The sequence below is a fragment of the Gluconobacter sp. P1D12_c genome, assembly GCF_018812105.1.
Lineage (GTDB): Bacteria > Pseudomonadota > Alphaproteobacteria > Acetobacterales > Acetobacteraceae > Gluconobacter > Gluconobacter oxydans_A.
Genome location: NZ_JACSIQ010000001.1, coordinates 426,164 through 449,141 on the forward strand (window position 1 = coordinate 426,164; position 22,978 = coordinate 449,141).

Consider the following 22,978-nt stretch of genomic DNA (forward strand, 5'->3'; position numbering starts at 1 on the left):
ACCGGGAACCTCTTGACCGTGATCCTGACAAACCGGTTTTCCTTGTAACAGATTTTTCGCAGGCGCCTGACACGCTACGCCATTGGCGGAGGTATCCGAAAATCCCCCCACCATGCAAGATCTCCCTTCACTCACGAAGAGTTACCGGGCGTATCTCACATTAGCTTCCGGCGTGAAACATCCAGTGAAACAGACCCAGATTCGTGAGATCATTCACTGTTGAAAAGAGGAAAAGCGCGCCAATAAGCGCCATTCCGACCTGCATACTGACTTCCTGAACACGGCGTGAAACAGGGCGTCCCTTAATGGCTTCGACAGCATAAAAGATCAGTCGTCCACCATCGAGAACCGGGATCGGAAACAGATTAATCAGCCCCAGATTGATGGAAAGAAGCGCCATGAACGACACAATACTGGCCATGCCATAGCTGGCAACCTGTCCGGAGATCTGCGCGATTCGGATTGTTCCGCCCAGCTCCCGTGCACTGCGCTGCCCGGAAATGATCTGCCAGACGCCCTGCAACGTCCGCACCGACATGGTCCAGGTTTCCTGAACACCCATTACCGCAGCTTTGATCGGCGAAACCGGTTTTCCGGGAGAGGCCGCAAAACCAACGCCCAGAACACCAGTCGGATGGGAGCCAGCCTTTACGCTGCCAATTGTCACGGGCAACCTCAGATCCTGGCCATTCCGACGCACTTCAAGTGTGGTCTCAGCGCCTGGTCGTGCCGCTACTGTCCCCATGACATCTTCAGGACCGGAAATGGACAGCGAGCCAATCCGGGTAATGACATCACCTGTTTTTACACCCGCCTTCTCTGCGGCACTGCCTGCCACAACCTGGGAAATATCCCCGCGAAGCTGCGGCTTTCCCACCGTTGCGAACAGCAGGGTAAACGCCACAATCGCAAATAGAAAATTGAAAACAGGCCCCATTACGATCACCAGCGCGCGGGAACCGACAGGCTTGTCATGAAAGGTACGCCCAGGAATCCAGGCTGCTTTCTGCTCATCCGTGGCATCGTCTGGGCCTTCAAACCCGTGCGGTTTGACATACCCACCAAGTGGAATCGCACTCAGGCGCCATTCAGTGCCGGATTTGTCATGCCACCGGCGAAGAGCCGGCCCAAAACCGATGGAGAATGTCTCAACCTTTACCCCGCGCCACCGAGCAGCAAGGTAATGGCCAAGCTCGTGGATAAACACGAGAACACCAAGAATCAGAACATAGGCAAGAATGGTACGCAGAAAATCATGCATGCAGGGCAGTCTCGCTTACTGTGTTCCGCAGTCGGCCGCTTTCGCGAAGAATATGCTCTTCTGCCAATGCCCGACCGCGCGCATCCCATTCCAGGACTTCATCCAGCGTCGTCAGTTCAGGATTTTCCGTCATGGCCTGAAGAGCGCTATCGATGGTTTCACCAATACCAAGGAATCCTATCCGACGGTTCAGAAAAGCGTCCACGGCAACTTCGTTGGCTGCTGAAAAAACTGCGGGAGCAGCCCCTCCTGCCCTGAGAACCTGACGGGCAAGTCGTAGGGGAATAAAACGCGTCTCATCTGGGGCCTCGAAATCGAGGCGCCCGAAAGCCGTCAGATCCAGGCGCTGGCATGGTGTTTCCATGCGGTCAGGCCATGCAAGAGTGTGAGCGATGGGGATACGCATGTCTGCTGACCCCATCTGCGCGACCAGACTGCCATCCCGGAACTGAACAAGCCCATGCACCACAGACTGAGGGTGCACCAGAACATCAATCCGGTCTTCTGTCAGACCAAACAGACGTGCGGCCTCAATAACCTCCAGGCCCTTATTGGCCATGGAAGCCGAATCAATCGTGATTTTCGCACCCATCGTCCAGGTAGGATGCTTCAACGCCTTTTCAAGCGTCGCATCACGCATCTCTTCCAGAGTGGACTGACGGAAGGGACCGCCTGAAGCTGTCAGCACAATCTTTTCGACCGTACTCATGTCACAACCACCGAGGGCCTGGGCGATCGCATTATGCTCTGAATCGACTGGAAGAAGTGTCGCGCCAGCTTCGCCAACAGCCCGGAGCATCACATCGCCCGCACAGACGAGAGCTTCCTTGTTGGCGAGCGCGATTGCATGACCATTGCGTGCGGCAGCAAGTGTTGGCTCCAGACCCGCTGCACCTGTGATGGCAGCCATGGTCCAGTCCGCTTCCATCGCACCGGCCTCGATAACGGCCTGGCGCCCGGCTGCGGTGCGGATACCGCTCCCTGCCAACCGTGCTTTCAGATCATCGTGCAAGCTCTCATCGTGAATGACAGCAATTTCAGCGCGAAGTTCACGAGCCTGCTCCGCAAGAAGGGCCACATTACGCCCCCCGACCAGCGCTCGCACTTCAATATCGCCGCCCATCTGCTTGAGTAGATCGACCGTCGAAGTCCCGATGCTACCTGTACTGCCTAGAACACTGATCCGCCGAGGCTTGGCCACAGAACCGTCAATCATGAGAAGAGTCCCCCTGAGGAATGATACGATGCGCAGACCCGCCTATCAGATCCGCAGGAGTGGCAGACCAGAACACCTGCCCTGCAACTGCCAGTGACAAAAGCGCGGCAAGCGGTGCCGCAGCCAGTAGGCCATCAAAACGATCCAGCAGGCCGCCATGACCTGGAATCAGACGGCCGGAATCCTTGACGTTCAGTCTACGCTTGGCCGCACTTTCAAGCAGATCACCACTCTGGGAGAAAACACCCAGAACCGCGCCCCACAGGAGACCACCACCCACAAAACCTGCTCCAGATAGCCACGCCACCATTCCCCCGGCAAAAGACGCACCGATCAGGCCGCCAATTGCGCCCGAGCGGGTTTTTCCGGGAGAAATTGAAGGGGCCAATTTAGGGCCACCAAAGATGCGGCCTGTCAGATAAGCAAAACTGTCGCTGGCAATCACAACGCACAGCACGAACAGAACGCTCTCCAAACCATAGGGCAAATGTCGAAGCCAGAGGAGCGAGAGACCGCCCAGAATGGAGACGACAACAGGAATACAGGCTGGAATACCAAAAATGAGGCTTGGCCAAACCATCCAGAATGCGCCGCTCCATTCACCGCGAAGGGCCGCAACCCCAGATACCATCGGCCAGAGAAGAAGGAGGACGCCCCGCCAAGTGTATAATGGCTGCTTGATGAGGGTAAGCCCTTCCCAAACCAGCCCGAACATGGCCAGAAGGATGAGAGCATTATAGATCATGCCGCCTTGCCAGAGGCATCCCCCGGCAACGACAACGAGAATGACAGCTGACGTCAGACGCAGCTTCAGATCAGACCACCGGGAAGATCCGCTCATGCTGGCCGACCGCCAAAACGGCGCTGCCGTCCAGCAAAATGCGAGAGAGCCTGAACGAACTCAGCTTCCCCGAAATCCGGCCACAAGACGTCCATGAACACCAGTTCCGCGTAAGCACTCTGCCAGAGCAGAAAGTTGGAGAGACGACATTCTCCACTTGTCCGAATAACGAGATCCGGATCTGGCATATCGGACGTCTGAAGCGCCTGATCCAGACGCTCCTCAGTAATATCCGACGATGCCAATGTTCCATTGGCAACCTGATCCGCAAGACGTCGTGCCGCCTGAACGATATCGGCTCGCCCGCCATAGGACAGGGCGAGCGTCAGAGTCAGGGTCGTGTTGGAAGCGGTCTTTGCTTCCGCACGGCGCAATTCCTCGCGCAATGCTCCTTCGAACCGCTCAGGTTCTCCTATAACGCGCAAGCGCACCCCCTGCTCATGCAATTCATTGAGCTTGTGGCGCAGATAGAAACGCAGGAGCGATGTCAGGTCACCGACTTCCTCAGCAGACCGCCGCCAGTTTTCCGAAGAAAAAGCATACAGCGTCAGATAGCGTACGCCCTGGCGAATGGCTGAACGAACGCAATCCTGCACAGCCTCGGCACCTTTCCGGTGTCCGGCTGCAACTGGCAGATTGCGCGAGCGCGCCCAACGCCCATTCCCGTCCATGATCATGGCGACATGGACGGGAACAGCGGCGCCTTCGCCCTCTCTAGATGAAAGAGATGGCGTGCTGGCCTGAGGAAGAGATCCCATTGTCAACGAAGGTATCAGACCTGTTTGATCTCGCGTTCTTTCTCCGCGAGAATATCGTCAACTTTCTTGACGTACTGGTCTGTCAGCTTCTGCACGGAATCCGTCCAGGACTTCATGTCGTCCTGGCTGATGTCACCCTTCTTTTCGAGCGACTTCGTCTGTTCCATGCCGTCACGACGAACACCACGTACAGCGATCTTACCGTTTTCGGCGTAACGATTGGCTGCACGCGCCAGTTCGTTACGACGCTCTTCCGTCAGCACCGGAATAGGAACGCGGATCGTCTGACCGTCAGCAGCAGGGTTAAGACCCAAGCCACCATCACGGATGGCACGTTCCACTGCACCAACCAGCGTACGATCCCAGACGGAAACCGTCAGCATCCGGGCTTCCGGAACAGCGATAGATCCCACCTGAGAAAGCGGCACTTCGGAGCCATAGGCTTCAACCCGGATCGGCTCCAGCAGGTTCGGGCTGGCACGACCAGACCGCAGGCCAGAGAGGTCACGACGCAGACTCTCAATCGCACCATCCATACGGCGCGTGAGGTCAGCCATCAGGTCTTTCAGGTCAGCAGACATTAAGCTGTTCCTTTCTGAATCAACGGAAGTTCAGGAGAATATCCTGAAAGGTTCGTTAAAAATGAGGCGATCAGCCTGCTTCGATAACCCGTGTAAAGCGACCTTCACCACGCACAACGGCTGCAAACGCGCCCGGAGCATGCATGTTGAAGACCACGATGGGCAATTTATTTTCACGGGCAAGACTGATCGCTGCGGCATCCATGACATTCAACTGACGAGCCAGAACATCCATGTACGTCAACTGATCATAACGCACGGCATCAGGATTACGACGCGGATCATCGGAATAGATGCCATCGACCTGCGTTCCCTTGAACACGACGTCGCATTCCATTTCATTGGCACGCAGGGCAGCAGCTGTATCCGTCGTGAAGTATGGATTACCTGTCCCTGCGGCAAAAATGACAACGCGCCCCTTCTCCATATGGCGAACTGCCCGACGGCGGATATAGGGCTCGGCAATCGCGGCCATCTGAATGGCCGTCATGACGCGCGTTTCAAGCCCCTGACGTTCAAGGCCGTTCTGGAGCATCAGTGCGTTAATGACTGTTGCCAGCATACCGGCATAGTCACCCTGCGCACGATCCATGCCACGTGCCGCCGCAGACAGACCACGGAAAATGTTGCCACCACCGACAACGAGGCAGACCTGCACACCAGACGCCACAACTGCGGCGATATCGGCGGCGACCATGTCCACCATTTCCGGGTCCACTCCACCCGAGCCCTTACCCATCAGGGCTTCACCTGACACCTTGAGCAGAACACGTTTGTAGGAGGGGCTTTTGTCTCGTTGTTCGGTCATCGTGCCCGTCTCTTGCTGGATTTGTGGTGACTTTGCGCCTGTCATACAGACGCAGAGGGCTGGGAACAAGCGATGTCAGACACGAGGCTTCTTATGAAAAGCCCCGTTGACAGCGTTTCCACCCTGTTACTCTTCGAGGCCAATCGCCCTCAGGCGTGCCTTCTCTTCATCCCAGCCTGCCCGCTCCTTGACGTTCAGGAAAAGATGGCAGGTTCGCTCAAGTAGGCCCTGAAGCTCCATTCGTGCTCGTGCGCCAATGGATTTGATTTTATGGCCCCCTTCGCCAATCAGGATCGCCTTATGACCCGGGCGTGACACGTAGATTGTAACTTCTACGCGCACTGATCCATCGGGGCGCTCCTTGAAGCTTTCGGTCTCGACAGTTGCCTGATATGGAATCTCTTCATGCGTCTGCATGAAGATCTGTTCGCGCACCAGCTCAGCCGCGAGAAGACGATCCGGAAGATCCGTCAGATCATCTTCCGGATAGAGATACGGGCCTTCCGGCAGCTCACGTGCCAGATGATCCATCAGGTCATCAACACCGTCTCCGGAACGGGCGCTCAGCATGAACACATATTCAACGCTGATCAGGCTGCTGACATCCTTCGTCAGCGGCAGCAATTCTTCAGCACCAACAAGATCCGTCTTGTTCAGAACAAGCCAGACTCTCTTGCCACTTCCCGCGAGCTTGCCAATAATCTCACGGACATCATCCCGCAGGCCAGCCTTGGCGTCGATCAGCAGAAGCGTCAGATCAGCATCCTGGGATCCCGTCCAAGCCGCGTTGACCATGGCCCGGTCAAGCCGACGGCGCGGCTTGAAAATACCGGGCAGATCCACAAGGATGATCTGAGCATTGTTGCGAACCACAATTCCCAGCGTGCGAAAGCGTGTCGTCTGAGCCTTGGGGCTCACAATCGACAGTTTGGCACCGGCAATCCGGTTCAGAAGTGTTGATTTTCCAGCATTCGGGGACCCGACAAGGGCCACGAAACCGCAGCGTGTGGTCATGTACCAATCCTTTTCCACATGCGCCTCACGACGCTACGTTCTGACCAAGACGTTTCAGAAGATCTATTGCCGCCGCACTTTCGGCCACTCTCTTACTGCCTGCTTCTCCATGCCCCGTCAGGCCAAATGCCTGAACGGCCACACGAAACACTGGCGCATGAGACGGCCCCTCTGCGGCGAGGAGTTCATATTTCGGGAGCGGAAGCCCTTTGGACAGGAGATATTCCTGCAACAGGGTCTTGGGCTCCTTGTGAGGCCGGGCATGACTGTCAATCCGCCCTTCCCATTGTTGACGGACGACACGCCGTGCAGGCTCCAGCCCGGCATCCAGATAAAGAGCACCTAACAGCGCTTCCATGGCATCTGCCCGGATGCTGGACAGGCGCCGAATACCGGCGGCCTCTTCATGCGGTGAAATCGTCAGAGCCGAAGACAAATGGATGTTATCCGCGATTTCGGCCAGAACCGGCCGGGAAACAAGATGCGCATGCCTCGGACCCAGCGCGCCTTCCTGCTCCAGCGGATAGTGTTCGAACAGCCACTCTGCCATCAGAAGGCCCAGCACCCGGTCTCCAATGAATTCCAGTCGCTCATTCGAACCGGTTCCCTTAGGGCCCTGCGTGCGTTTGCCACGACGAGGATCACGCCCACTGACCGCAGAACGATGCGTCAGAGCTTCCACGAGCAGATCCCGGTTCGCAAAGCGATGACCGAGCGCCTGCTCCATGGCCTCCATGGCCTCTTCCTGTGAAAGTTTCATGTGACAGGATGCAGAAAACGGTTCCAGCGAATTTCGACCGGCCAGTACCAGAACTGCCATGCCGGATGCCGCAAATCCATGGAGAACAGAACAAGCGGCGCACGCCCAACAAGGTTCTGCATCGGGACGTAGCCGAGATCATCCGGGCCATCGCCCTGGAAACGACTGTCAGCGCTATCGTCCCGGTCGTCCCCCATCGCGAAGAAATAACCCTGCGGCACGACATATTCTGGCGTGTCGTTGGCAAAGCCTTCATCCGTCAGCTTGAGAATATCATGCTCAACAGGAGGGCGCCCGGCACTCCCAGGCAGCGCTTCCCGATATCGGTCACCGCTCAGCAGACGGTTATTTTCGTCGACAACCTCGTAATGCCCCAGGGACGTCCGCGGCACTTCAATTCCATTAAGGAAGAGCTTTCCGCCCGTCATCTGAATGTGGTCACCCGGCAGCCCGACAATCCGCTTGATGTAATCAACGGAGGTATTCTGGGTGAACCGGAAAACAGCCACATCGCCACGATGCGGCTCAGAGCCCATGATCCGTCCGTGAAAGAGATTGGGCGAAAACGGAAACGAAAACCGTGAATAGCCGTAGCTGGATTTCGATACCAGAACGAAATCACCGATCTGCAAGGTCGGGATCATCGAGCCTGAGGGAATATTGAACGGCTCAAACACCAGAGAACGCACAGCGACGACGGCCAGCACCATAAGGGCAAGCCAGCGCACGCTCTCTCCCAGAGATTCTTCACGGGCCGCCGGCTTTGCACCAGCCTTCTCTGAACCCTTCACGGGGCTTTTCTCCTGAGTCATGGGACGCTCTTAACGCAGCTTGCCCGCAATGGCGAGCGCTTCAAACCCTAACAGACTGAATGATGACCTGCGCCAATGCAAAGGGAGGGTCATCCGTCAGGCTCACAAGGACGTCTGCCCGACATCCTGATGGCGTCAGACGCTCCAAAGCAAGCTGAGCTCCGCCGGAAAGAACGAGCCTTGGAGCGCCTTTTTTATCGTTCAGAACCCCAATGTCCTGGAGCTGCACACCGTCAGCCACCCCTGTCCCCAAAGCTTTGACGCACGCTTCTTTGGCCGCCCAACGCTTGGCATAGCTTCCCGTTCGGGCCGGACCAGACAGACGCTCGGCATGACTACGCTCGGCTTCCGTAAATACCCGGTCAAGAAAGCGATCTCCAAACCGTTCAATGCTGCGTTCGATGCGGGAAATCATGCACAGGTCTGTTCCCATGCCAAGAATCACGCCGTCATCCCTTCGCACGCTCCACCTGCATCACACCCACGGCAGTCCGGAACGCGGCAATAAGTGACGAGAGATGCCTTAAGTCGCGAACTTCAAGATCAACCAGGATTTCCATGAAATCGAGCTGACGGTTCACAATCTTGAGGTTGATGACGCTGCCATTATATTTGGCTGCGGTATTGGTCAGGGTCGCCAGAACTTCGGGCTCATTTGCCGCAATAACCGACAGGCGCGCCGTGTAAGGAACCGCATCCTTACGTCTTCCGAGCGCCTCATAATCCCAGTCCACCTCAATGAAGCGCTCTGGCGTATCTGCAAAACTCGACAGGTTCTGGCATCCACGACGATGGATTGTCACCCCCTTACTCTGCGCGATGATGCCAACAATCGGGTCACCTGGCAGCGGACGGCAGCATCCGGCAAAACTGGTCGCAATCCCCGTTCCAATACCCTTGAGGATATTCGTCGACTGAACAACTGGCGCCGGACGCGCAGATGTACTTCCCGCCCCCAAAAGAAGCGACTGACCAAAGCGCGGTGACAGACCCGGCACCATCCGAGGCGCCCGACCATTCTGTCGCAGATCCGGATATGCGGTATTGACCACATCCTTCGGACCCAACTGCCCGTTCCCGACAGCCACATAGAGATCTTCGATGGAACTCTGCCGAAGCTCCTTAAGGATTCCATCAAGAACTTTTTCGGAGCCATCCACACCTTCCTGACGGAAGGCCTTGGCAATGGCTGCACGTCCATTGTCCAGATGTACCTGACGCTGCTGTGCGGCCACAAACCGGCGCACGCGCGCACGAGCCTTGCCCGTAACAACAAACCGTTCCCATGACGGCGACGGTGTACCGCCACGAGCCGTCATGATCTCGACCTGATCACCGTTCTGGAGCTCATGACGCAACGGCAGAAGCCGCCCGTTCACCTTGGCTCCGACGCAGGTATCGCCCACCTGACTATGCACGGCATAGGCAAAGTCGACAGGCGTTGCACCCCGGGGAAGCGAGATCAACTGCCCTTTGGGCGTAAAGCAGAAAACCTGGTCCTGATAGAGTTCAAGCTTGGTATTTTCCAGAAACTCATCCGGGGCCTGGCTGTCTTCCAGAATGTCCAGAAGATCCTGCACCCAACGCAGCTTCCGGCTACCGGCGCCAAAAGCCGAAGATAGCGCTGCGGCTTCACGCTCGCTTGGCGTCGCATCTTCTTTATAGGCCCAATGCGAGGCCACGCCGTTTTCAGCAAGATCGTGCATTTCCGCCGTGCGGATCTGCACTTCAATCTTCTGATTACGCGGGTGACGGAGTGTCACCCCCGTATGCAGGCTCTGGTAGCCGTTGGCCTTTGGGGTGGAAATATAATCTTTAAAGCGGCCGGCAATCATCGGATAGGCGCCATGAATGGCACCCAACGCCATGTAACAGGCATCACGAGTTGGAACGAGCAGACGGAACGCCATGATGTCCGAAAGCTGTTCGAACGCCACATTGCGTCGCTGCATCTTCTCCCAGATTGAAAAGGGAGATTTTTCGCGCCCGGTTACTTCGACCTTGTCGAGACCAGCTTCCGCACAAAGAGCAATCAGCTCCTTGCGGATGTGTTCGATGATGTCTGCGCCCTGCCCGCGCAGGAAGTTCAGACGGGCACGGATCGTGGCGTCCGCTTCCGGCTCAAGTTGGGCAAAGGAAAGATTTTGAAGCTCCGTCTTGACCCGGTCCATACCAATGCGCTCGGCGAGCGGCGCATAGATATCCATGGTCTCACGGGCAATACGCTGCCGCCGGTCCAGACGCTGCACATAATGCAGCGTCCGCATGTTGTGCAGACGATCGGCGAGCTTGACGATCAGGACGCGGATATCCCGCGACATGGCCAGCACAAGCTTACGGAAGTTTTCCGCCTGCTTCGTCCGGTCAGACTGCAGCTCAAGCCGCGTCAGCTTCGTCACACCATCGACGAGGGATGCAACGTCTTCGCCAAATCGGTTTTTCAGGGAGGCACAGGAAACGCCCGTATCCTCAACCGTATCATGCAGTAGCCCCACAATGATGGACGTCGTGTCCATCCTGAAACCTGCCAGAATATTGGCAACAGCAATCGGATGAGTGATGTAAGCGTCGCCGTTATCCCGCCGCTGCTCATTATGAGCATCGGCTGCCAGATCATAGGCAGCCTCGACGCGGGATAGATCGGCCGTCGGATCGTAACTCTCGATCCGACGGAGCAGCCCGCTGATGGAAGGTTTAAAGTCTCCCGTCGCGACAGCGGTGCGCTCAACAGGAGGAGATGCGTCAGGCATGAAGCATACCCCCCTCAGTCAGGATAAAGCAGAGAAAATCAGCGGCGGCCCCGGCCACCCAGCTCCGCCTCAATGGCAGCAGCTTCATCGGCAGACATGTTGTCTGCCATGTGAGCGTGCTCTTCTTCAGCAGAAACATCCTGCAGACCAAAAATGTTCTGGTCCGTCGGGATGATGTCCATGACTTCTTCGTCCACAGGCTCCGGCTCGGGAGCGCGGGCGAGCGAACGGATGATACCGTCACGCAGGCCACCAAGGTTCAGCTTGTCTTCAGCGATCTCACGAAGTGCAACGACCGGGTTCTTGTCGTTATCACGATCGAGCAGCATCTCTTCGCCACGAGAGAGTGCGCGGGCACGCTGGGCAGCCAGCAGAACCAGCTCGAAACGGTTTGGAACCTTCTCGATGCAATCTTCGACGGTTACACGCGCCATGCGACTGGCCCCCTTCGGGTAAAACTATAGAAAATGAATACAGAAGAGGCTGGCATTAGCATGCTGTTCATGCCAATGCAACGCAGCCCCGCTTTTCTGCCACAATCCTGACCAAACTTGCATGCTGGCTGAATCGTTTCATGTTCTATCGTTGGGGCCTGTCTCTGTCAGGCGAGACAACACATTTTACAACCAGGAATATCATATGATTTTGCGTCAAAACGAACGCACCGCTCTCTTCATCGATGGCGCGAGCCTTCATCACGCTGCACGCAACCTTGGATTTGAAGTAGATTTTCGTAGCCTTCGCAGTCTCTTTGAAAGCCAGAGCCAGTTTCAGCGCGCCTTCTATTACGCCGCCATGCCTGAGACGGACGACTATTCTCCACTTCGCCCCCTGACAGACTGGCTGGCCTACAACGGCTACCATCTTGTGTTGAAAAACGCCCGCGAGTTTACGGATCATTCAGGAAGACGCCGTATCAAGGGGAATATGGATGTCGAACTCACCGTAGACCTGCTTGAGCAGTCCTCCAGATTGGATCACGCCGTCATCATCAGTGGCGACTCGGATCTGCGTCGTGCTGTTGAAGCCGCACAGAGCCGTGGCGTACGCGTAACTGTCATTTCTTCCATGCGCTCGACCCCGCCCATGATCGGCGATGACCTGCGCAGACAGGCTGACCGTTTCGTGGAGTTGGCTGATATTGCTCCGTCCTTCACCCGGCGCCAGTCAGAAACGAGGCCTCGTCAGGCTCCGCCGGTTCGTCATCCAGCAGACATCAACAGTGACGAGAGCAGCGATACATGACGCCTCAGGCTTCTTCCGGTTCAACACCATCAGACGGTCACTCACCTGTTCGTTCAGAGGTCCACCCATCTTTTCCTTTAAAGGAAGGGCTTGGACCACTTACGGCTGAGTTGCTGGTTGTCTGCCTCGATCCGGAAAGAGCCACCAAAGCCCTTGTGCCGTTTCTGGAAGCACAGGGCATTTGTTTCACTGAAGACAAACATGATCCGCTTCTCATTCGGGCGCGCATCACGTCTGTTACCAGACACCTGCCTCCGCAGCAGGTGTCTCTTCCGGCCGATATGGAATCCTGCAGTGCCGCACTATGCGACGAATTACAGGACATGGGGCAACTGCGCCTTGTCCTGGTTTTGGGCATAAGTGCTCACATTGCTGTCCTTGGTGCGTGCGGTATTCCCTTGACGCGGCTCGACTTCCGGCCTGGCGAAATTACACGTTTGCCAGACGGGCTCCTGCTTGCCGATGCATGTCACCCCCTCTCTGAAGAGGCCGACCCCGATCTTCTAACTCAGCGTAAAAATGCTTTGATAAAGCTTATTCCGCAGATCAGGAGCGCCTTGCGCCCGAGTGCGTGAACACGCGCCTGCCAGCGCTCACAAGCGCTGGCACTCTTGTCAGCAGCACTAGCCCCATTACCGTGAGATAAAAGGCAGTCGTGCTGTTCAGCGTTTTGAACGAGAGAAAGAAATGTATGCCTGCCAGAACGGCAGCGACATAGACCAGTCGATGCAACCGCTTCCAGTTTCGCTTGAGCCCTCGCATGGAGATGCGGTTTGATGTCACGGCAAGCGGCAGAAGCAGCACCAGCGCCACCATTCCCAAAATGATGAATGGGCGCCGCGTTACATCTCGCCAGAAAATCGAAATATCAAACTGCAGATCCAGCGCGAGATAAGAGGCCAGATGCATTACAGCGTAGAAAAACGCTAACAATCCGGTCAACCGCCTGAACCTTAGCAGATTGATGCCGATAATTTTTTGCATCGGAGCGAGCGCAAGGCAGATCAGCAGGAACCGGAAAGCCCAAAGACCTAAGCTGCGCTCAAAGACATTGACTGGATCAGCACCAAGCTCTCCGTTTTGTCCCTGCCAGACCAGCCAGGCCGCCGGAATGAGACCAAAGGGGTAAAGCACGACGTGCCAGTATCTCCGTAAAAAAGCAGTGCTTTTCCCTGATACTCTAGAAGCTTTCATGCAGGTTCATGCCTTTATAGAGATTGGCGACCTGCTCGGCATAGCCGTTGAACATCAGTGTTGGCTGACGTTTCGTGCCAAAGAGAGTCTTGGAGCCAATGACACGTTCACTCGCCTGGCTCCATCGCGGATGGTCAACCTGCGGATTGACGTTGGCGTAAAAGCCATATTCGTCTGGCGCCAATCGGTTCCATGTCGTCGGGGGCTGCCGATCCAGCAGACGGATACGCTGGATGGATTTAATTCCCTTGAAACCATATTTCCACGGCACAACAAGCCGGATAGGAGCACCATTCTGGTTGGGCAGGCTTTCGCCATAAATGCCGACGGCCAGCAATGTGAGTGGGTTCATGGCCTCATCCAGCCTCAAACCCTCAACATAGGGCCATGAAATTCCTGAAAATGCACTGCTCTGCCCCGGCATTTCAGAGGGCCTGACAACACTTTCAAAAGCAACATAGCGAGCATTGCTGTCAGGCTCAGCCAATGCCAGAAGCTTCGCCAGCGGAATGCCATCCCACGGGATAACCATGGACCACGCCTCGACACAGCGCATGCGGTAAATGCGCTCTTCAATGTCGGAAGATTTCAACAGTGCTCCAACATCAATGTGTTGAGGCTTTTTTACCATCCCTGAGATTTCGAGTGTCCACGGCAGTGGGTGGAAATCACCTGCATGAGAAACAGGATCATCCTTCTCCATCCCGAATTCATAAAAATTATTGTACCCGGTTACGAATTCTTCCGGCGTGGGCGTGAGGCCGCCCGAATAAGGGCCAGGATGTGCTTTTAGAGCGTCCGCTTCAGCCGTCCCAGCGAGAGCAGCCATGAGACTCATGGCACTCCCCCCCAGCATTCCCCGGCGAGAAAGATAAACCTCTTTTGGGGTGATCTCCGATGGTGCAGGACATGGATAGCGAAAAATCGCCATGATCAATTTCCGATCTGAATGAAACTCTGGCAGCCATAGTGCGTGAACTGAAGCAACGCATCGTAAGGAGCCTGTTTGCATGCCCGATATGAAAATCGGTTTTATCGGCTACGGCGCCATGGCCCAGCGGATGGGCGCCAATCTCCGCCGTGCCGGATATTCCGTCGTGGCCTTTGCGCCCTCCGGCGGCAAAGACGAGACGGAGATGCTTCCCTCCCCCCGCGCCATTGCAGAGGCTGCCGACGTCATCATCCTTTGCGTTCCTAACGATGCGGCTGAAAATCAGTCCCTTCAGGGGGACAATGGAATGCTTGCGGGCATTTCAGAAGGGAAGCTGGTGCTCGACACGTCAACAGTGTCTCCCGAGCAAGCACTGGCTCTTGCCAAGATCGCCGCAGAAAACGGATTTGTCGTTCTGGACGCCCCGATGTCCGGCAGTACACCCGAAGCCGAAACCGGCGATCTGGTCATGCTGGTTGGTGGAGATGCCGAAACTGTCGAACGCGCCAAGCCGATTCTGGATGTCGTTGGCAAGCTGACAATCCACGCCGGGCCTGCTGGCTCTGCCGCGCGGCTTAAACTCGTCGTGAATGGCGTCATGGGTGCCACGCTCAATGTCATTGCCGAAGGTGTGAGCTACGGCCTGAAAGCGGGTATCGACCGCGATGTCCTGTTCGATACACTCCAGCAGGTCGCCGTTGTCAGCCCCCATCACAAGCGCAAACTGAAAATGGGTCAGGACAAGTCCTTCCCATCCCAGTTCCCGACGCGTTTGATGTCCAAGGACATGGGCCTTCTGATTGATGCGGGACGTAAAGTAGGTGCCTTCATGCCTGCCATGGCCATAGCCGATCAGGCTCTGGGCCTTTCCAACCGCCAGCACGCTGACGAGGACTACTCAGCTCTCATCGGCGCGATGGAACATAGCGTTGCCAACACGCCTCATAAATGAGATCGATTATGACAGTGGTCCCCCCTCATCCCTGAGAGAGTGACTTCTTCATTTTGCCAAGGAGTAACATCATGGCCTTCGAACTGCCCTCACTGCCCTACGCCGCCAACGCACTCGCAGGCGCTGGCATGTGCCAGGAGACCCTGGAACTTCACCACGGCAAGCATCATCAGGCCTATGTCACAGCCCTGAACGGCTTCGTCGAAAGCAAGCCGGAACTGGCTGGCAAGTCCCTTGAAGAGATCATCGCGTTCTCTCATGGCAAGTCTGACATTGCCCCGGTTTTCAACAATGCCGGCCAGCACTGGAACCATATCCTGTTCTGGAAGAACCTGTCCCCAACAGGTGGCAAGCTGCCGACATCGCTTGAAAAGAAGATCACGGAAGACTTCGGCTCCGTGGATGCTTTCAAGACCGCATTCAAGCAGGCTGCCACGACGCAGTTCGGTTCCGGCTGGGCCTGGCTCGTTCTCGACAAGTCCGGCAAGCTTGCCGTGACGAAGACGGCCAACGGCTCCAACCCGCTTGCCGAAGGTCAGGGCAAGGCTCTTCTCGGCCTCGACGTCTGGGAGCACGCCTACTACCTCGACTTCCGCAACCGCCGTCCGGATTACATCACCAATTATCTGGACAAGCTGGCGAACTATGAGTTTGCAGAAGCTGAACTGAAGTCTGCCTGACTTTTTCAGGCAGTAGCTTTTCAGACAGCCTGAAAACGGAAAACGCCCCGACCGGTCTCCCGGCGGGGCGTTTTTCTTAATGCCTTACGACCCGATCAGGAGTCGTTTGCAGCCTTGTCGCGAGACACGATGTTCGTGATCGTGGTGCGAACGATCTTCACACGGACACCCTGAGCGATTTCGACATCAACTTCGTCGCTACCATCACGCGTGGCCTGCACGATGCCAACGATACCACCAGCCGTCACAATCTTGTCACCACGGCGCAGAGCGCCTTGTTCTTCACGGAGTTTGCGCTGACGCTGCTGCTGCGGACGGATTAGCAGGAAATAGAAAACCACGAAGATGAAGATCATCGGGGCGAACTGAAGCACCGTCGGGTTCGCGAGGAGCCCACCGCCATCGGCGGCCTGTGCGGAAGAAATGAACAGACTGCTCATGGAATATTGGTCCAGTCTTGAGTGAAACGTGCGGGGACCATATCGTCCGGAGTTTCCCCGTCAAGGACGGGCGCTTCCTTCATCACTGGCACAAAGCGAATTCCATGACCGATCACGCCCTGCTCAACGTCCTTGAACGTATTGCAGACAGCCTCGAACGCATGAGCCCCAAACCGCCAAGTGCTGATATTCTGAAGCACCATGATGCCTTTATCTGGCAGGCCGCGATGGGAACGCTTGCTCCGGTTGAGAAGGTTTCCGGCGTTACCCTTTCACTGCTTCGGGGGATTGAGCGACAGATTTCACAGGTCATGACGAACACACGTCATTTCGCAGAAGGCTTCACGGCCAATAACGTGATGCTCTGGGGCGCTCGCGGCATGGGCAAATCCTCGCTGGTGAAGGCTTCGATTGCCACGGTGAACGCCGAGCAGCGCGCCAAGGGACAGCCGACGCTCGCGCTCATCGAAATCCAGCGTGACGAGCTTTCCACCTTGCCGAAACTTCTGGCCGTTCTGCGCACGACGGATCGCCGCTGCATCCTCTTCTGCGATGATCTGTCGTTCGAAAGCCAGGACGCTGACTACAAATCCCTCAAATCCGTTCTGGATGGTGGTATCGGCGGACGTCCGGATAATGTTCTGGTCTATGCAACCTCAAACCGCCGCCATCTCATGCCGCGTGACATGATTGAGAACGAAACCGGAAGTGCCATTAATCCGTCTGAAGCCATTGAGGAGAAAGTCTCCCTATCAGACCGTTTTGGCCTCTGGATCGGCCTCTATGGCGCCAGTCAGGACGAATATCTGGATATCGTCCAGACTTATGCCGCAGCCCGCAAGCTTCCTGTTTCGCCAGAAGACCTTCGCCGCAAAGCGCTTCAGTGGGCTCTCACGCGCGGCAGTCGTTCTGGACGTGTCGCGGCGCAGTTCATTGATGACCTGAGCGCAGACCTCGGTATTCCAAACTCATGAAACGCCGTTCTTTTCTCGCAGGGGCCACCTCCGCCTTCACTACGTTCCCACACATTGCGTCAGCAGAACCCCGCGAGCAGGAGCAATCCGGATGGTGGGCACTGGATCTGGAAACGAACCGAACACTCGGTGAAAACCCGGACATGCACCTGCCCATGTGCTCGACATTCAAATGGTTGCTGGCTGCTGCCACCTTGTCACGGACGGACTACGGCCGTGAACACCTGGGTCGAGAGATTGCCTTCAGCCGCAAGGATCTTATTGCCGCGTCCCCGGCGGTCAAAGACGCTCTCGCGGCTTCAAAAACAGCGCACGCCAGTCTGTCTGTTGGCGAACTTTGCGCTGCAACAGTTTCACTGAGCGACAGCACCGCCGCAAACCTCCTTCTGAAGAGGCTTGGCGGCCCGGCGGCCCTCACACACTGGCTGCGCGATCATCATGACCCAGTGACAAGAGTGGATCGTTATGAAACGGCGCTGAACCGTGTTCCGATGGGGGATCTGCGAGACACCACCACGCCACGCGCCATGGTCTCAAACCTTCAGAACACGCTCTATGGCAACAATCTGAGTTCGGCTTCTCAGGCGCAGCTTCTCAAATGGCTCCTGGCCACCACAACCGGTCCAAAACGTATGCCGGCCGGATTGAGAGAAGGATGGCGCATTGGTCACAAGACCGGAACATGGACTGTTAAACCCGGCTACAATCCAGCTGTGGAACGGGCCGCGTCCGGCGACGTGGCGATCCTGCTTCCCCCGACAGGCAAGCCCGTTCTCGTAGCCGCCTATGCAGCAGGATATTCTGTTCCTCAATCAGAGAAAGAGGGCTGGTTTGCCGATATCGCTCATCGTGCAACAGACCCCGACTGGCTACAGCGGCATTAAAAAAACTGGGAGACCTGTGTCTCCCAGCCTCTGAACATACTTAGAACGATGCGCTGACCGTTCCAAAGAACTCACGAACGGCTCCGCGTTCCATGGACTGATAATCGCCCGTCGCAGGATTGTCGTTCTGGCCCATCATGGCGATGTATTTCGTGTTGAACAGATTATAGACGTTGAAGCTCGCCGTGACGTCTTTCAGCACACTCAGCTTGCCGAAACGGTACTGCATCCCGGCATTCGCCAGCCAGTATCCACCAACGGACGTATCATTCATGAAGCTGTAGTAACGGCGGCTATAGTAGTTGGCATCGAAATGCGCCGTCGCACCCTTCCAGGTATATGAGACGGACGTTTTGTACATCCAGGCCGGGTAATTGACGATGTTCTTGCCCGCCAGCGCGTAGAAACCACCCGCCGTATCGACGTCCCGGTCGTAGGTACCCTTGTTGTAGCTCAGGTTATTGCTGATGCTCAGACCTTCGATCGGCGTCAGCGTGATATCGCCATTGGCACCCGTCATGGAGATATGACCGAAGTCGATCACCTGGGACACCGGATTGGTCAGAGAGCCAACAGCCGCCGCCAGGATCGGATGGATCAGACTGGCATGATAGACGGTTGCATTGGCCTGAAGATACTTGGACGTGTAGCGGTATCCACCCAGATAGACCCAGGCTTTGGAAGGTTCGAGAGACTTCTTTTGCGCCTGAAAGGTCGCCTGATCTTCAACCGAGTAAACAGAATTCGCCACACCATAGGCCGAGACTTCATAGGCGCGCATATTCTCAGCCACATCCACATACAGTTCATGGTGGTTGTTGATGTGCCAGTCTAGGTTGATATGCGGCAGGAAGGCCTGAGAAGCCGTTAGCGAACCATTCGGCAGTTCATCCGAGCCGGTCCAGTCCGCGTTATTGTAGTTCGCGCCACCAGAGGTCGTCGCGACCATGGACTTGAACCCGGCGTGAAGTGTCAGACCTTCGGTCAGGCGGATGCTATCCTGAAGGTGAAACTGCATGACGTTGGTCGTCCACTGGAAGTTATACCCTTCCAGAAAGGCCTTTCCATAAACGTCATAAGGCCCGACCGCTTTGAGCGGGGCGCCCTCACCCAGCACCGGCTGCTGGTAATTGAATAGGCCAGCCTGCTGGTTGTTGTTTTCGTACCAGACCCCACCCTCGATCGTGTGCCGTCCCCACTTATAGCGAAGGCTCGTATCAAGACCGTAGCGTTCCTGACGGTTCTGCCAGACTTCTTCAGAGAATGGCGCACCGTTCGGGGATGGGTCTTCGGAGTCCGTATAGCTGTAATAGCCGGTCTGACTATGACCGTAGACCGTTGTGTTCCAGGTCAGGTTATCCGTGAGAGCCAGATCGAAGTGCAGGCCGCCCATGTAATTGGTTTCAGCCTGACCGCCATCATACATAGCGATTTCGGAGCCATCGATACCCGGCACGCCACCATACCCAGCCGGAAGCGCTGCCGTACCCTTTGCAATGCCGTAGGCCAGACCATAATTCGGATAGAGATGCGGCGTCCGCCATCCAAGATTTTTCAAAATCCCGACCGACGTATCCGGGTAGTTCCACTGAGCAAGGCTGGACCAGTTGAAGAAGGCAGACATGCGGCTGCGCTGCCCGATGGGCTGCACAAGCTTGGCATCAACCTGCTGCATGAACTGGTCACCACTGCCCATCCACATGCCCTCGTCGGTACGGGCATAGGACGTGTAGAACTTCGTGCCTGAGCTGTTCAGCTTACCGGAATCCAGCCGAACATAGGTGCGATAAGAATTATAGCTGCCGAAAGACTGGCTGATCTTGCCGCCACGCTTGTCGTTCGGGTCAGACGACCCGATCTGGATTGTTCCACCCAGCGTGTTTGTGGATGGTAGCTCGACGGACCCAGCCCCCTGAGACATCCGCATAGACTGGATATCATCCGGGATAATGGCCGAAGCAAGGCTCATGCCACTGACGGACTGGTAAGTCTGATCATTCAGGGGCACGCCATCAACCGTCACACCCATCTGGTTCATGAAGAACCCGCGGACGTAAAGATTGGCGCCGAAGCTATCGATTCCGAATGGATCCGTGGATGTGAAGCTGACCCCCGGCATCCGGTCCAGCATACGGTAGGGGCTGGTTCCCGGCACAAACTGGCGCATGACGGCCTTCGAAACAGCCTGCTCCGCATCTCGACCCGTCAACTGGCGAGCCGTGACCGAAACGCTTTCCGTTGAACGGGATTCCAGATTCGTCCGCTGTGAATGCTTCGCTGGAACAGCTGTTTTCTGAGCAGGCACCGTCGAGCTTACTGCCGGTGATGCCACGCCATGCCGTGATGGCACATGCCGATGCCCTGAAGCGACCTGTTTTGTCGTCTCAGCAGCGTGTGCCTGCGATTGAATAGCCAACAGTGCAATGGAAGACAGAAGCAGGGGTTTCGTGCGCACTGAGGCCAATACTCCGGGAACATAAGGGCAAGAAGAAAGGAAGCGGTGTCCTAGCCAAGCAATACTCATAGGCAAAGCCTCTGAGGCTCAGGATGATGTTTCCATGACATCTAGCCTGTGCTTTTCCTGCCTCATGTTGCGCAAATGACGCGACTTGCCTTGATACATCCTGCCCTCTTCCTGCGAGAACCCTTTGCCTGTTAGGCTCGTTTAGAAAACATGCCTTTTGAAGGCCCGTCTTTACTCAGGATCGGGATATCCATGTCGCAGAGTACCTTAGAAGAAGCTGATATTGTCAGCAGCGTCTCTCCAGAGCCCCAAGGACACAATGCGGACCTACGGCGTATCCGTTCCAACCCGGACTACTGGTACCCTGTCGCGTGGTCTCACGAGCTCAAAAGCGGAAAAACCATAGGCACACGCTACGCCGGGCAGCCCATTGCGCTTGTTCGCCCTCTGGATGGCAGTGTATTCGCTCTGGAAGATCGCTGTGCCCACCGGCAGGTCCCGCTCAGCCTCGGCCGTGTCAGTGGTGAAGCGGTACAGTGCTGCTATCATGGCTGGGCCTACGGGCGATCAGGTCGGTGCATTGATGTCCCCTATCTGGGCAAGAACAAGCTTCCGAACGGTGTACGAACCTATCCCTGCCGGGAAGAAGGCGGCCTGATCTTCATTTTCCCGGGCGATCCGGCAAAAGCAGAAACCACGCCCTTCCCCGCGCTCGGCTCAGTTCGTGATCCCGCGTACAAGACGCGCCGTTTCGGCAAAAAAGTCGCCTGCCATTACAGTTTTATGCATGAGAACCTGATGGATATGAACCATCAGTTCATGCACATGAAGCAGATGGGCCAGATGAAGCCCCGCTTTCTTGGTGGCAAAGATGAGCCCACTCTCGTAGAGGCCCGCTACAGCTTCGCACGGACAAGCGGCAAGCAACCCTGGGGCGAAGCGCTGATCTTCGGTGAACGTCGGGACGCAAGCGAGCGCTACGCTCACCGCGACGTCATGACGATCCGGACAGAGTATCCTTATCAAACCCTGAGGATCGCCACGGGTGAAGAACCGCCCGTCATGGATCTGTGGATCGTCTATGTGCCGCAGGATGCAGAAGAGAAAACCTGTCGCGTTTTCGGCCTCCTCTCGGTGCGCAAGCCGAAAGTCGGCGTTGTGCTGGATATGGCATGGCCTTTCCTTGTCGCCTTTACGGAACGGATCTTTAAGGAAGACCGTGATATCGTGGAACTCGAACAGGCTGCCTGGAACGAACTGGGCGGAGACCACAATCAGGAAGTTTTCCCTGTCATCAATACGCTGCGCCGACTGTTGGCACGTTGCGGTGTTCCTGAGGAGCAGGATACAACAAGGCCGACATGACACCTGAACTGAAAGCGGGGGATTTTCTTTTACGTCCCCTTCGCCCGGAAGACGCGCCAGCCGTCCATCGCCTCGTGAACGACTGGAGCGTGGTCCGCATGCTCAGTCGTCTCCCCTTCCCTTACCCGCGTGACCTTGCTGAGAAATGGATTGCCTCCACGCTGGAGGACAGTGCCCGGGGAAGCGCTCATCACTTTGCCATCACGCGCGACGGCGTTCTTCTGGGAGCTGTCGGGCTGGTCCTGTCGGACGACAAGCGTTCTGCTTCTCTAGGGTACTGGGCGTCCCCCGCTACATGGGGACAGGGCATGACAACATCTGCGGCCCGACGCGTCACGGAATGGGCCATTCAGGTGCTCAAGCTTGAGAAGCTCACGGCAGACGTCGCGGTTGATAACCCCGCATCCTCCGCCGTCCTTCGCAAACTTGGCTTTCGGGAAACTGGCCGTTCAAGCCGTCGCTTTGTGTCACGCGGGACCGAATGTCCCATCATTGTGCACGAATTAACGCGGTCGACCTTCCTTCAGCTCGACACACCGGCGCCCGCTGAAACGGCTCCTTCGGCTGCACTGGAAGATCAACCGCCCTCTCCCGCACCAACACGCAAACCACGGACTCTTCTGGTCGTCGCAGCAGCTCTGCTGGATGCGCAGGGGCGTATTCTTCTTGCGCGCCGTCCCGAAGGGAAACGTCTGGCTGGGCTTTGGGAATTTCCGGGCGGAAAGGTCGAGCGGGACGAAACACCGGAACAGGCTCTCATCCGGGAAATGAAAGAGGAGCTGGATGTCGATCTGACAGGAGCCTGCCTTGCCCCTTTCACCTTCGTCAGTGAAAATGCAGGCCCATTTCATCTTCTGATGCCACTGTATGTTGTGCGGCGGTGGCGCGGCGTTCCTGCCCCACGGGAAGGGCAGGCACTGGCGTGGGTGGAGGCAGCCGATCTGGCAAAATATCCAATGCCAGATCCGGATCTACCACTCATCCCACTCCTTCAGGAACTTCTGGGATAAACAACCGGAACCGCTTCAATCATTCCGGCTGCCTGTTA

The 22,978-nt window shown here is 56.5% G+C and carries 24 protein-coding genes; 8 read left to right on the top strand and 16 right to left on the bottom strand.

Annotated features, from left to right (window positions below; translation table 11 throughout):
* Positions 1-160: 160 nt before the first annotated feature.
* The 12 genes from rseP to rpoZ form a co-directional block, all read right to left on the bottom strand.
* Positions 161-1,261, bottom strand: coding sequence for an RIP metalloprotease RseP (gene rseP / locus KP705_RS01905; RefSeq protein ID WP_046899782.1), 1,101 nt, complete (start codon positions 1,259-1,261; stop codon positions 161-163).
* Complete coding sequence (gene dxr, locus KP705_RS01910; RefSeq protein ID WP_046899783.1) at positions 1,254-2,477, bottom strand: 1-deoxy-D-xylulose-5-phosphate reductoisomerase; 1,224 nt, start codon at positions 2,475-2,477, stop codon at positions 1,254-1,256. Before dxr ends, rseP begins: the two co-directional genes overlap by 8 nt.
* Complete coding sequence (locus KP705_RS01915) at positions 2,470-3,318, bottom strand: phosphatidate cytidylyltransferase (RefSeq protein ID WP_046899784.1); 849 nt, start codon at positions 3,316-3,318, stop codon at positions 2,470-2,472. The genes dxr and KP705_RS01915 overlap by 8 nt, the downstream gene beginning before the upstream one ends.
* Positions 3,315-4,076 carry a polyprenyl diphosphate synthase gene (uppS, locus tag KP705_RS01920; RefSeq protein WP_215763915.1) on the bottom strand — a complete coding sequence of 254 codons (762 nt, stop codon included), beginning with the start codon at positions 4,074-4,076 and terminating at the stop codon, positions 3,315-3,317. Before uppS ends, KP705_RS01915 begins: the two co-directional genes overlap by 4 nt.
* A 14-nt stretch (positions 4,077-4,090) precedes the next feature.
* Positions 4,091-4,657 (bottom strand): ribosome recycling factor, encoded by a 567-nt coding sequence (gene frr / locus KP705_RS01925; protein ID WP_046899786.1) that lies wholly within the window; start codon positions 4,655-4,657, stop codon positions 4,091-4,093.
* A 70-nt stretch (positions 4,658-4,727) separates the two neighbouring features.
* Positions 4,728-5,465 carry a UMP kinase gene (gene pyrH / locus KP705_RS01930; RefSeq protein ID WP_086634455.1) on the bottom strand — a complete coding sequence of 246 codons (738 nt, stop codon included), beginning with the start codon at positions 5,463-5,465 and terminating at the stop codon, positions 4,728-4,730.
* Positions 5,466-5,591: 126 nt separating this feature from the next.
* A complete protein-coding gene (gene era, locus KP705_RS01935; protein WP_046899788.1) occupies positions 5,592-6,479 on the bottom strand; it encodes a GTPase Era in 888 nt (295 codons plus the stop codon).
* Positions 6,480-6,504: 25 nt separating this feature from the next.
* Positions 6,505-7,239, bottom strand: a complete 735-nt coding sequence (gene rnc / locus KP705_RS01940; RefSeq protein WP_046899789.1) for a ribonuclease III — start codon at positions 7,237-7,239, stop codon at positions 6,505-6,507.
* Positions 7,236-8,051, bottom strand: coding sequence for a signal peptidase I (gene lepB, locus KP705_RS01945; protein ID WP_046899790.1), 816 nt, complete (start codon positions 8,049-8,051; stop codon positions 7,236-7,238). The genes rnc and lepB overlap by 4 nt, the downstream gene beginning before the upstream one ends.
* Before the next feature lie 40 nt (positions 8,052-8,091).
* Positions 8,092-8,496 (bottom strand): holo-ACP synthase, encoded by a 405-nt coding sequence (gene acpS, locus KP705_RS01950; protein ID WP_046899791.1) that lies wholly within the window; start codon positions 8,494-8,496, stop codon positions 8,092-8,094.
* A 4-nt stretch (positions 8,497-8,500) separates the two neighbouring features.
* Entirely contained in the window at positions 8,501-10,801 is a 2,301-nt protein-coding gene (locus tag KP705_RS01955) for a bifunctional (p)ppGpp synthetase/guanosine-3',5'-bis(diphosphate) 3'-pyrophosphohydrolase (RefSeq protein ID WP_046899792.1), read from the bottom strand.
* A 38-nt stretch (positions 10,802-10,839) separates the two neighbouring features.
* The gene (gene rpoZ / locus KP705_RS01960) at positions 10,840-11,235 is read right to left on the bottom strand and encodes a DNA-directed RNA polymerase subunit omega (protein ID WP_046899793.1); all 396 of its coding nucleotides are present in this window, start codon (positions 11,233-11,235) and stop codon (positions 10,840-10,842) included.
* A 205-nt stretch (positions 11,236-11,440) separates the two neighbouring features.
* On the opposite strand from rpoZ, the gene KP705_RS01965 reads away from it, so the two are divergent.
* Together KP705_RS01965 and KP705_RS01970 are read left to right on the top strand one after the other, a co-directional pair.
* The gene (locus tag KP705_RS01965) at positions 11,441-12,046 is read left to right on the top strand and encodes an NYN domain-containing protein (protein ID WP_046899794.1); all 606 of its coding nucleotides are present in this window, start codon (positions 11,441-11,443) and stop codon (positions 12,044-12,046) included.
* Complete coding sequence (locus KP705_RS01970) at positions 12,043-12,621, top strand: hypothetical protein (RefSeq protein ID WP_200898308.1); 579 nt, start codon at positions 12,043-12,045, stop codon at positions 12,619-12,621. Before KP705_RS01965 ends, KP705_RS01970 begins: the two co-directional genes overlap by 4 nt.
* Here the strand turns inward: KP705_RS01970 and msrQ are convergent.
* Together msrQ and msrP are read right to left on the bottom strand one after the other, a co-directional pair.
* The gene (msrQ, locus tag KP705_RS01975; RefSeq protein ID WP_052750015.1) at positions 12,593-13,240 is read right to left on the bottom strand and encodes a protein-methionine-sulfoxide reductase heme-binding subunit MsrQ; all 648 of its coding nucleotides are present in this window, start codon (positions 13,238-13,240) and stop codon (positions 12,593-12,595) included. The genes KP705_RS01970 and msrQ overlap by 29 nt on opposite strands.
* A complete protein-coding gene (msrP, locus tag KP705_RS01980) occupies positions 13,227-14,171 on the bottom strand; it encodes a protein-methionine-sulfoxide reductase catalytic subunit MsrP (RefSeq protein WP_046899796.1) in 945 nt (314 codons plus the stop codon). Before msrP ends, msrQ begins: the two co-directional genes overlap by 14 nt.
* Before the next feature lie 79 nt (positions 14,172-14,250).
* Between msrP and KP705_RS01985 the strand changes: the two genes are divergently transcribed.
* Together KP705_RS01985 and KP705_RS01990 are read left to right on the top strand one after the other, a co-directional pair.
* Positions 14,251-15,123 carry an NAD(P)-dependent oxidoreductase gene (locus KP705_RS01985; protein WP_046899797.1) on the top strand — a complete coding sequence of 291 codons (873 nt, stop codon included), beginning with the start codon at positions 14,251-14,253 and terminating at the stop codon, positions 15,121-15,123.
* Positions 15,124-15,194: 71 nt separating this feature from the next.
* The gene (locus KP705_RS01990; RefSeq protein WP_046899798.1) at positions 15,195-15,803 is read left to right on the top strand and encodes a superoxide dismutase; all 609 of its coding nucleotides are present in this window, start codon (positions 15,195-15,197) and stop codon (positions 15,801-15,803) included.
* Positions 15,804-15,898: 95 nt separating this feature from the next.
* On the opposite strand, the gene yajC is transcribed toward KP705_RS01990, so the two are convergent.
* Positions 15,899-16,243, bottom strand: coding sequence for a preprotein translocase subunit YajC (gene yajC / locus KP705_RS01995; protein WP_046899799.1), 345 nt, complete (start codon positions 16,241-16,243; stop codon positions 15,899-15,901).
* 17 nt (positions 16,244-16,260) lie between these two features.
* On the opposite strand from yajC, the gene KP705_RS02000 reads away from it, so the two are divergent.
* Together KP705_RS02000 and bla are read left to right on the top strand one after the other, a co-directional pair.
* The gene (locus tag KP705_RS02000) at positions 16,261-17,217 is read left to right on the top strand and encodes an ATP-binding protein (protein ID WP_080951399.1); all 957 of its coding nucleotides are present in this window, start codon (positions 16,261-16,263) and stop codon (positions 17,215-17,217) included.
* Positions 17,214-18,101: a class A beta-lactamase gene (bla, locus tag KP705_RS02005; RefSeq protein ID WP_215763900.1), complete on the top strand. Its 888-nt coding sequence runs from the start codon at positions 17,214-17,216 to the stop codon at positions 18,099-18,101. Before KP705_RS02000 ends, bla begins: the two co-directional genes overlap by 4 nt.
* A 40-nt stretch (positions 18,102-18,141) precedes the next feature.
* On the opposite strand, the gene KP705_RS02010 is transcribed toward bla, so the two are convergent.
* A complete protein-coding gene (locus tag KP705_RS02010; protein ID WP_064273899.1) occupies positions 18,142-20,556 on the bottom strand; it encodes a TonB-dependent receptor in 2,415 nt (804 codons plus the stop codon).
* A gap of 261 nt (positions 20,557-20,817) precedes the next feature.
* Here KP705_RS02010 and KP705_RS02015 point away from each other — a divergent pair, with 261 nt between their 5' ends.
* Together KP705_RS02015 and KP705_RS02020 are read left to right on the top strand one after the other, a co-directional pair.
* Positions 20,818-21,930, top strand: a complete 1,113-nt coding sequence (locus tag KP705_RS02015; RefSeq protein ID WP_046899802.1) for a Rieske 2Fe-2S domain-containing protein — start codon at positions 20,818-20,820, stop codon at positions 21,928-21,930.
* A complete protein-coding gene (locus tag KP705_RS02020) occupies positions 21,927-22,940 on the top strand; it encodes a bifunctional GNAT family N-acetyltransferase/(deoxy)nucleoside triphosphate pyrophosphohydrolase (RefSeq protein ID WP_215763901.1) in 1,014 nt (337 codons plus the stop codon). The genes KP705_RS02015 and KP705_RS02020 overlap by 4 nt, the downstream gene beginning before the upstream one ends.
* Positions 22,941-22,978: the final 38 nt, after the last annotated feature.

Bases quoted from the DNA above. Each gene is read 5' to 3' on its own strand.
- KP705_RS01915 (WP_046899784.1), bottom strand. From the start codon at position 3,318: ATGAGCGGATCTTCCCGGTGGTCTGATCTGAAGCTGCGTCTGACGTCA.
- msrP (WP_046899796.1), bottom strand. From the start codon at position 14,171: ATGGCGATTTTTCGCTATCCATGTCCTGCACCATCGGAGATCACCCCA.
- rpoZ (WP_046899793.1), bottom strand. From the start codon at position 11,235: ATGGCGCGTGTAACCGTCGAAGATTGCATCGAGAAGGTTCCAAACCGT.
- rnc (WP_046899789.1), bottom strand. From the start codon at position 7,239: ATGAAACTTTCACAGGAAGAGGCCATGGAGGCCATGGAGCAGGCGCTC.
- KP705_RS01970 (WP_200898308.1), top strand. From the start codon at position 12,043: ATGACGCCTCAGGCTTCTTCCGGTTCAACACCATCAGACGGTCACTCA.
- msrQ (WP_052750015.1), bottom strand. From the start codon at position 13,240: ATGAAAGCTTCTAGAGTATCAGGGAAAAGCACTGCTTTTTTACGGAGA.
- frr (WP_046899786.1), bottom strand. From the start codon at position 4,657: ATGTCTGCTGACCTGAAAGACCTGATGGCTGACCTCACGCGCCGTATG.
- bla (WP_215763900.1), top strand. From the start codon at position 17,214: ATGAAACGCCGTTCTTTTCTCGCAGGGGCCACCTCCGCCTTCACTACG.
- pyrH (WP_086634455.1), bottom strand. From the start codon at position 5,465: ATGACCGAACAACGAGACAAAAGCCCCTCCTACAAACGTGTTCTGCTC.
- dxr (WP_046899783.1), bottom strand. From the start codon at position 2,477: ATGATTGACGGTTCTGTGGCCAAGCCTCGGCGGATCAGTGTTCTAGGC.
- era (WP_046899788.1), bottom strand. From the start codon at position 6,479: ATGACCACACGCTGCGGTTTCGTGGCCCTTGTCGGGTCCCCGAATGCT.
- KP705_RS01985 (WP_046899797.1), top strand. From the start codon at position 14,251: ATGCCCGATATGAAAATCGGTTTTATCGGCTACGGCGCCATGGCCCAG.
- lepB (WP_046899790.1), bottom strand. From the start codon at position 8,051: ATGACTCAGGAGAAAAGCCCCGTGAAGGGTTCAGAGAAGGCTGGTGCA.
- KP705_RS01990 (WP_046899798.1), top strand. From the start codon at position 15,195: ATGGCCTTCGAACTGCCCTCACTGCCCTACGCCGCCAACGCACTCGCA.
- yajC (WP_046899799.1), bottom strand. From the start codon at position 16,243: ATGAGCAGTCTGTTCATTTCTTCCGCACAGGCCGCCGATGGCGGTGGG.
- KP705_RS02015 (WP_046899802.1), top strand. From the start codon at position 20,818: ATGTCGCAGAGTACCTTAGAAGAAGCTGATATTGTCAGCAGCGTCTCT.
- KP705_RS01965 (WP_046899794.1), top strand. From the start codon at position 11,441: ATGATTTTGCGTCAAAACGAACGCACCGCTCTCTTCATCGATGGCGCG.
- KP705_RS01955 (WP_046899792.1), bottom strand. From the start codon at position 10,801: ATGCCTGACGCATCTCCTCCTGTTGAGCGCACCGCTGTCGCGACGGGA.
- rseP (WP_046899782.1), bottom strand. From the start codon at position 1,261: ATGCATGATTTTCTGCGTACCATTCTTGCCTATGTTCTGATTCTTGGT.
- uppS (WP_215763915.1), bottom strand. From the start codon at position 4,076: ATGGGATCTCTTCCTCAGGCCAGCACGCCATCTCTTTCATCTAGAGAG.
- KP705_RS02020 (WP_215763901.1), top strand. From the start codon at position 21,927: ATGACACCTGAACTGAAAGCGGGGGATTTTCTTTTACGTCCCCTTCGC.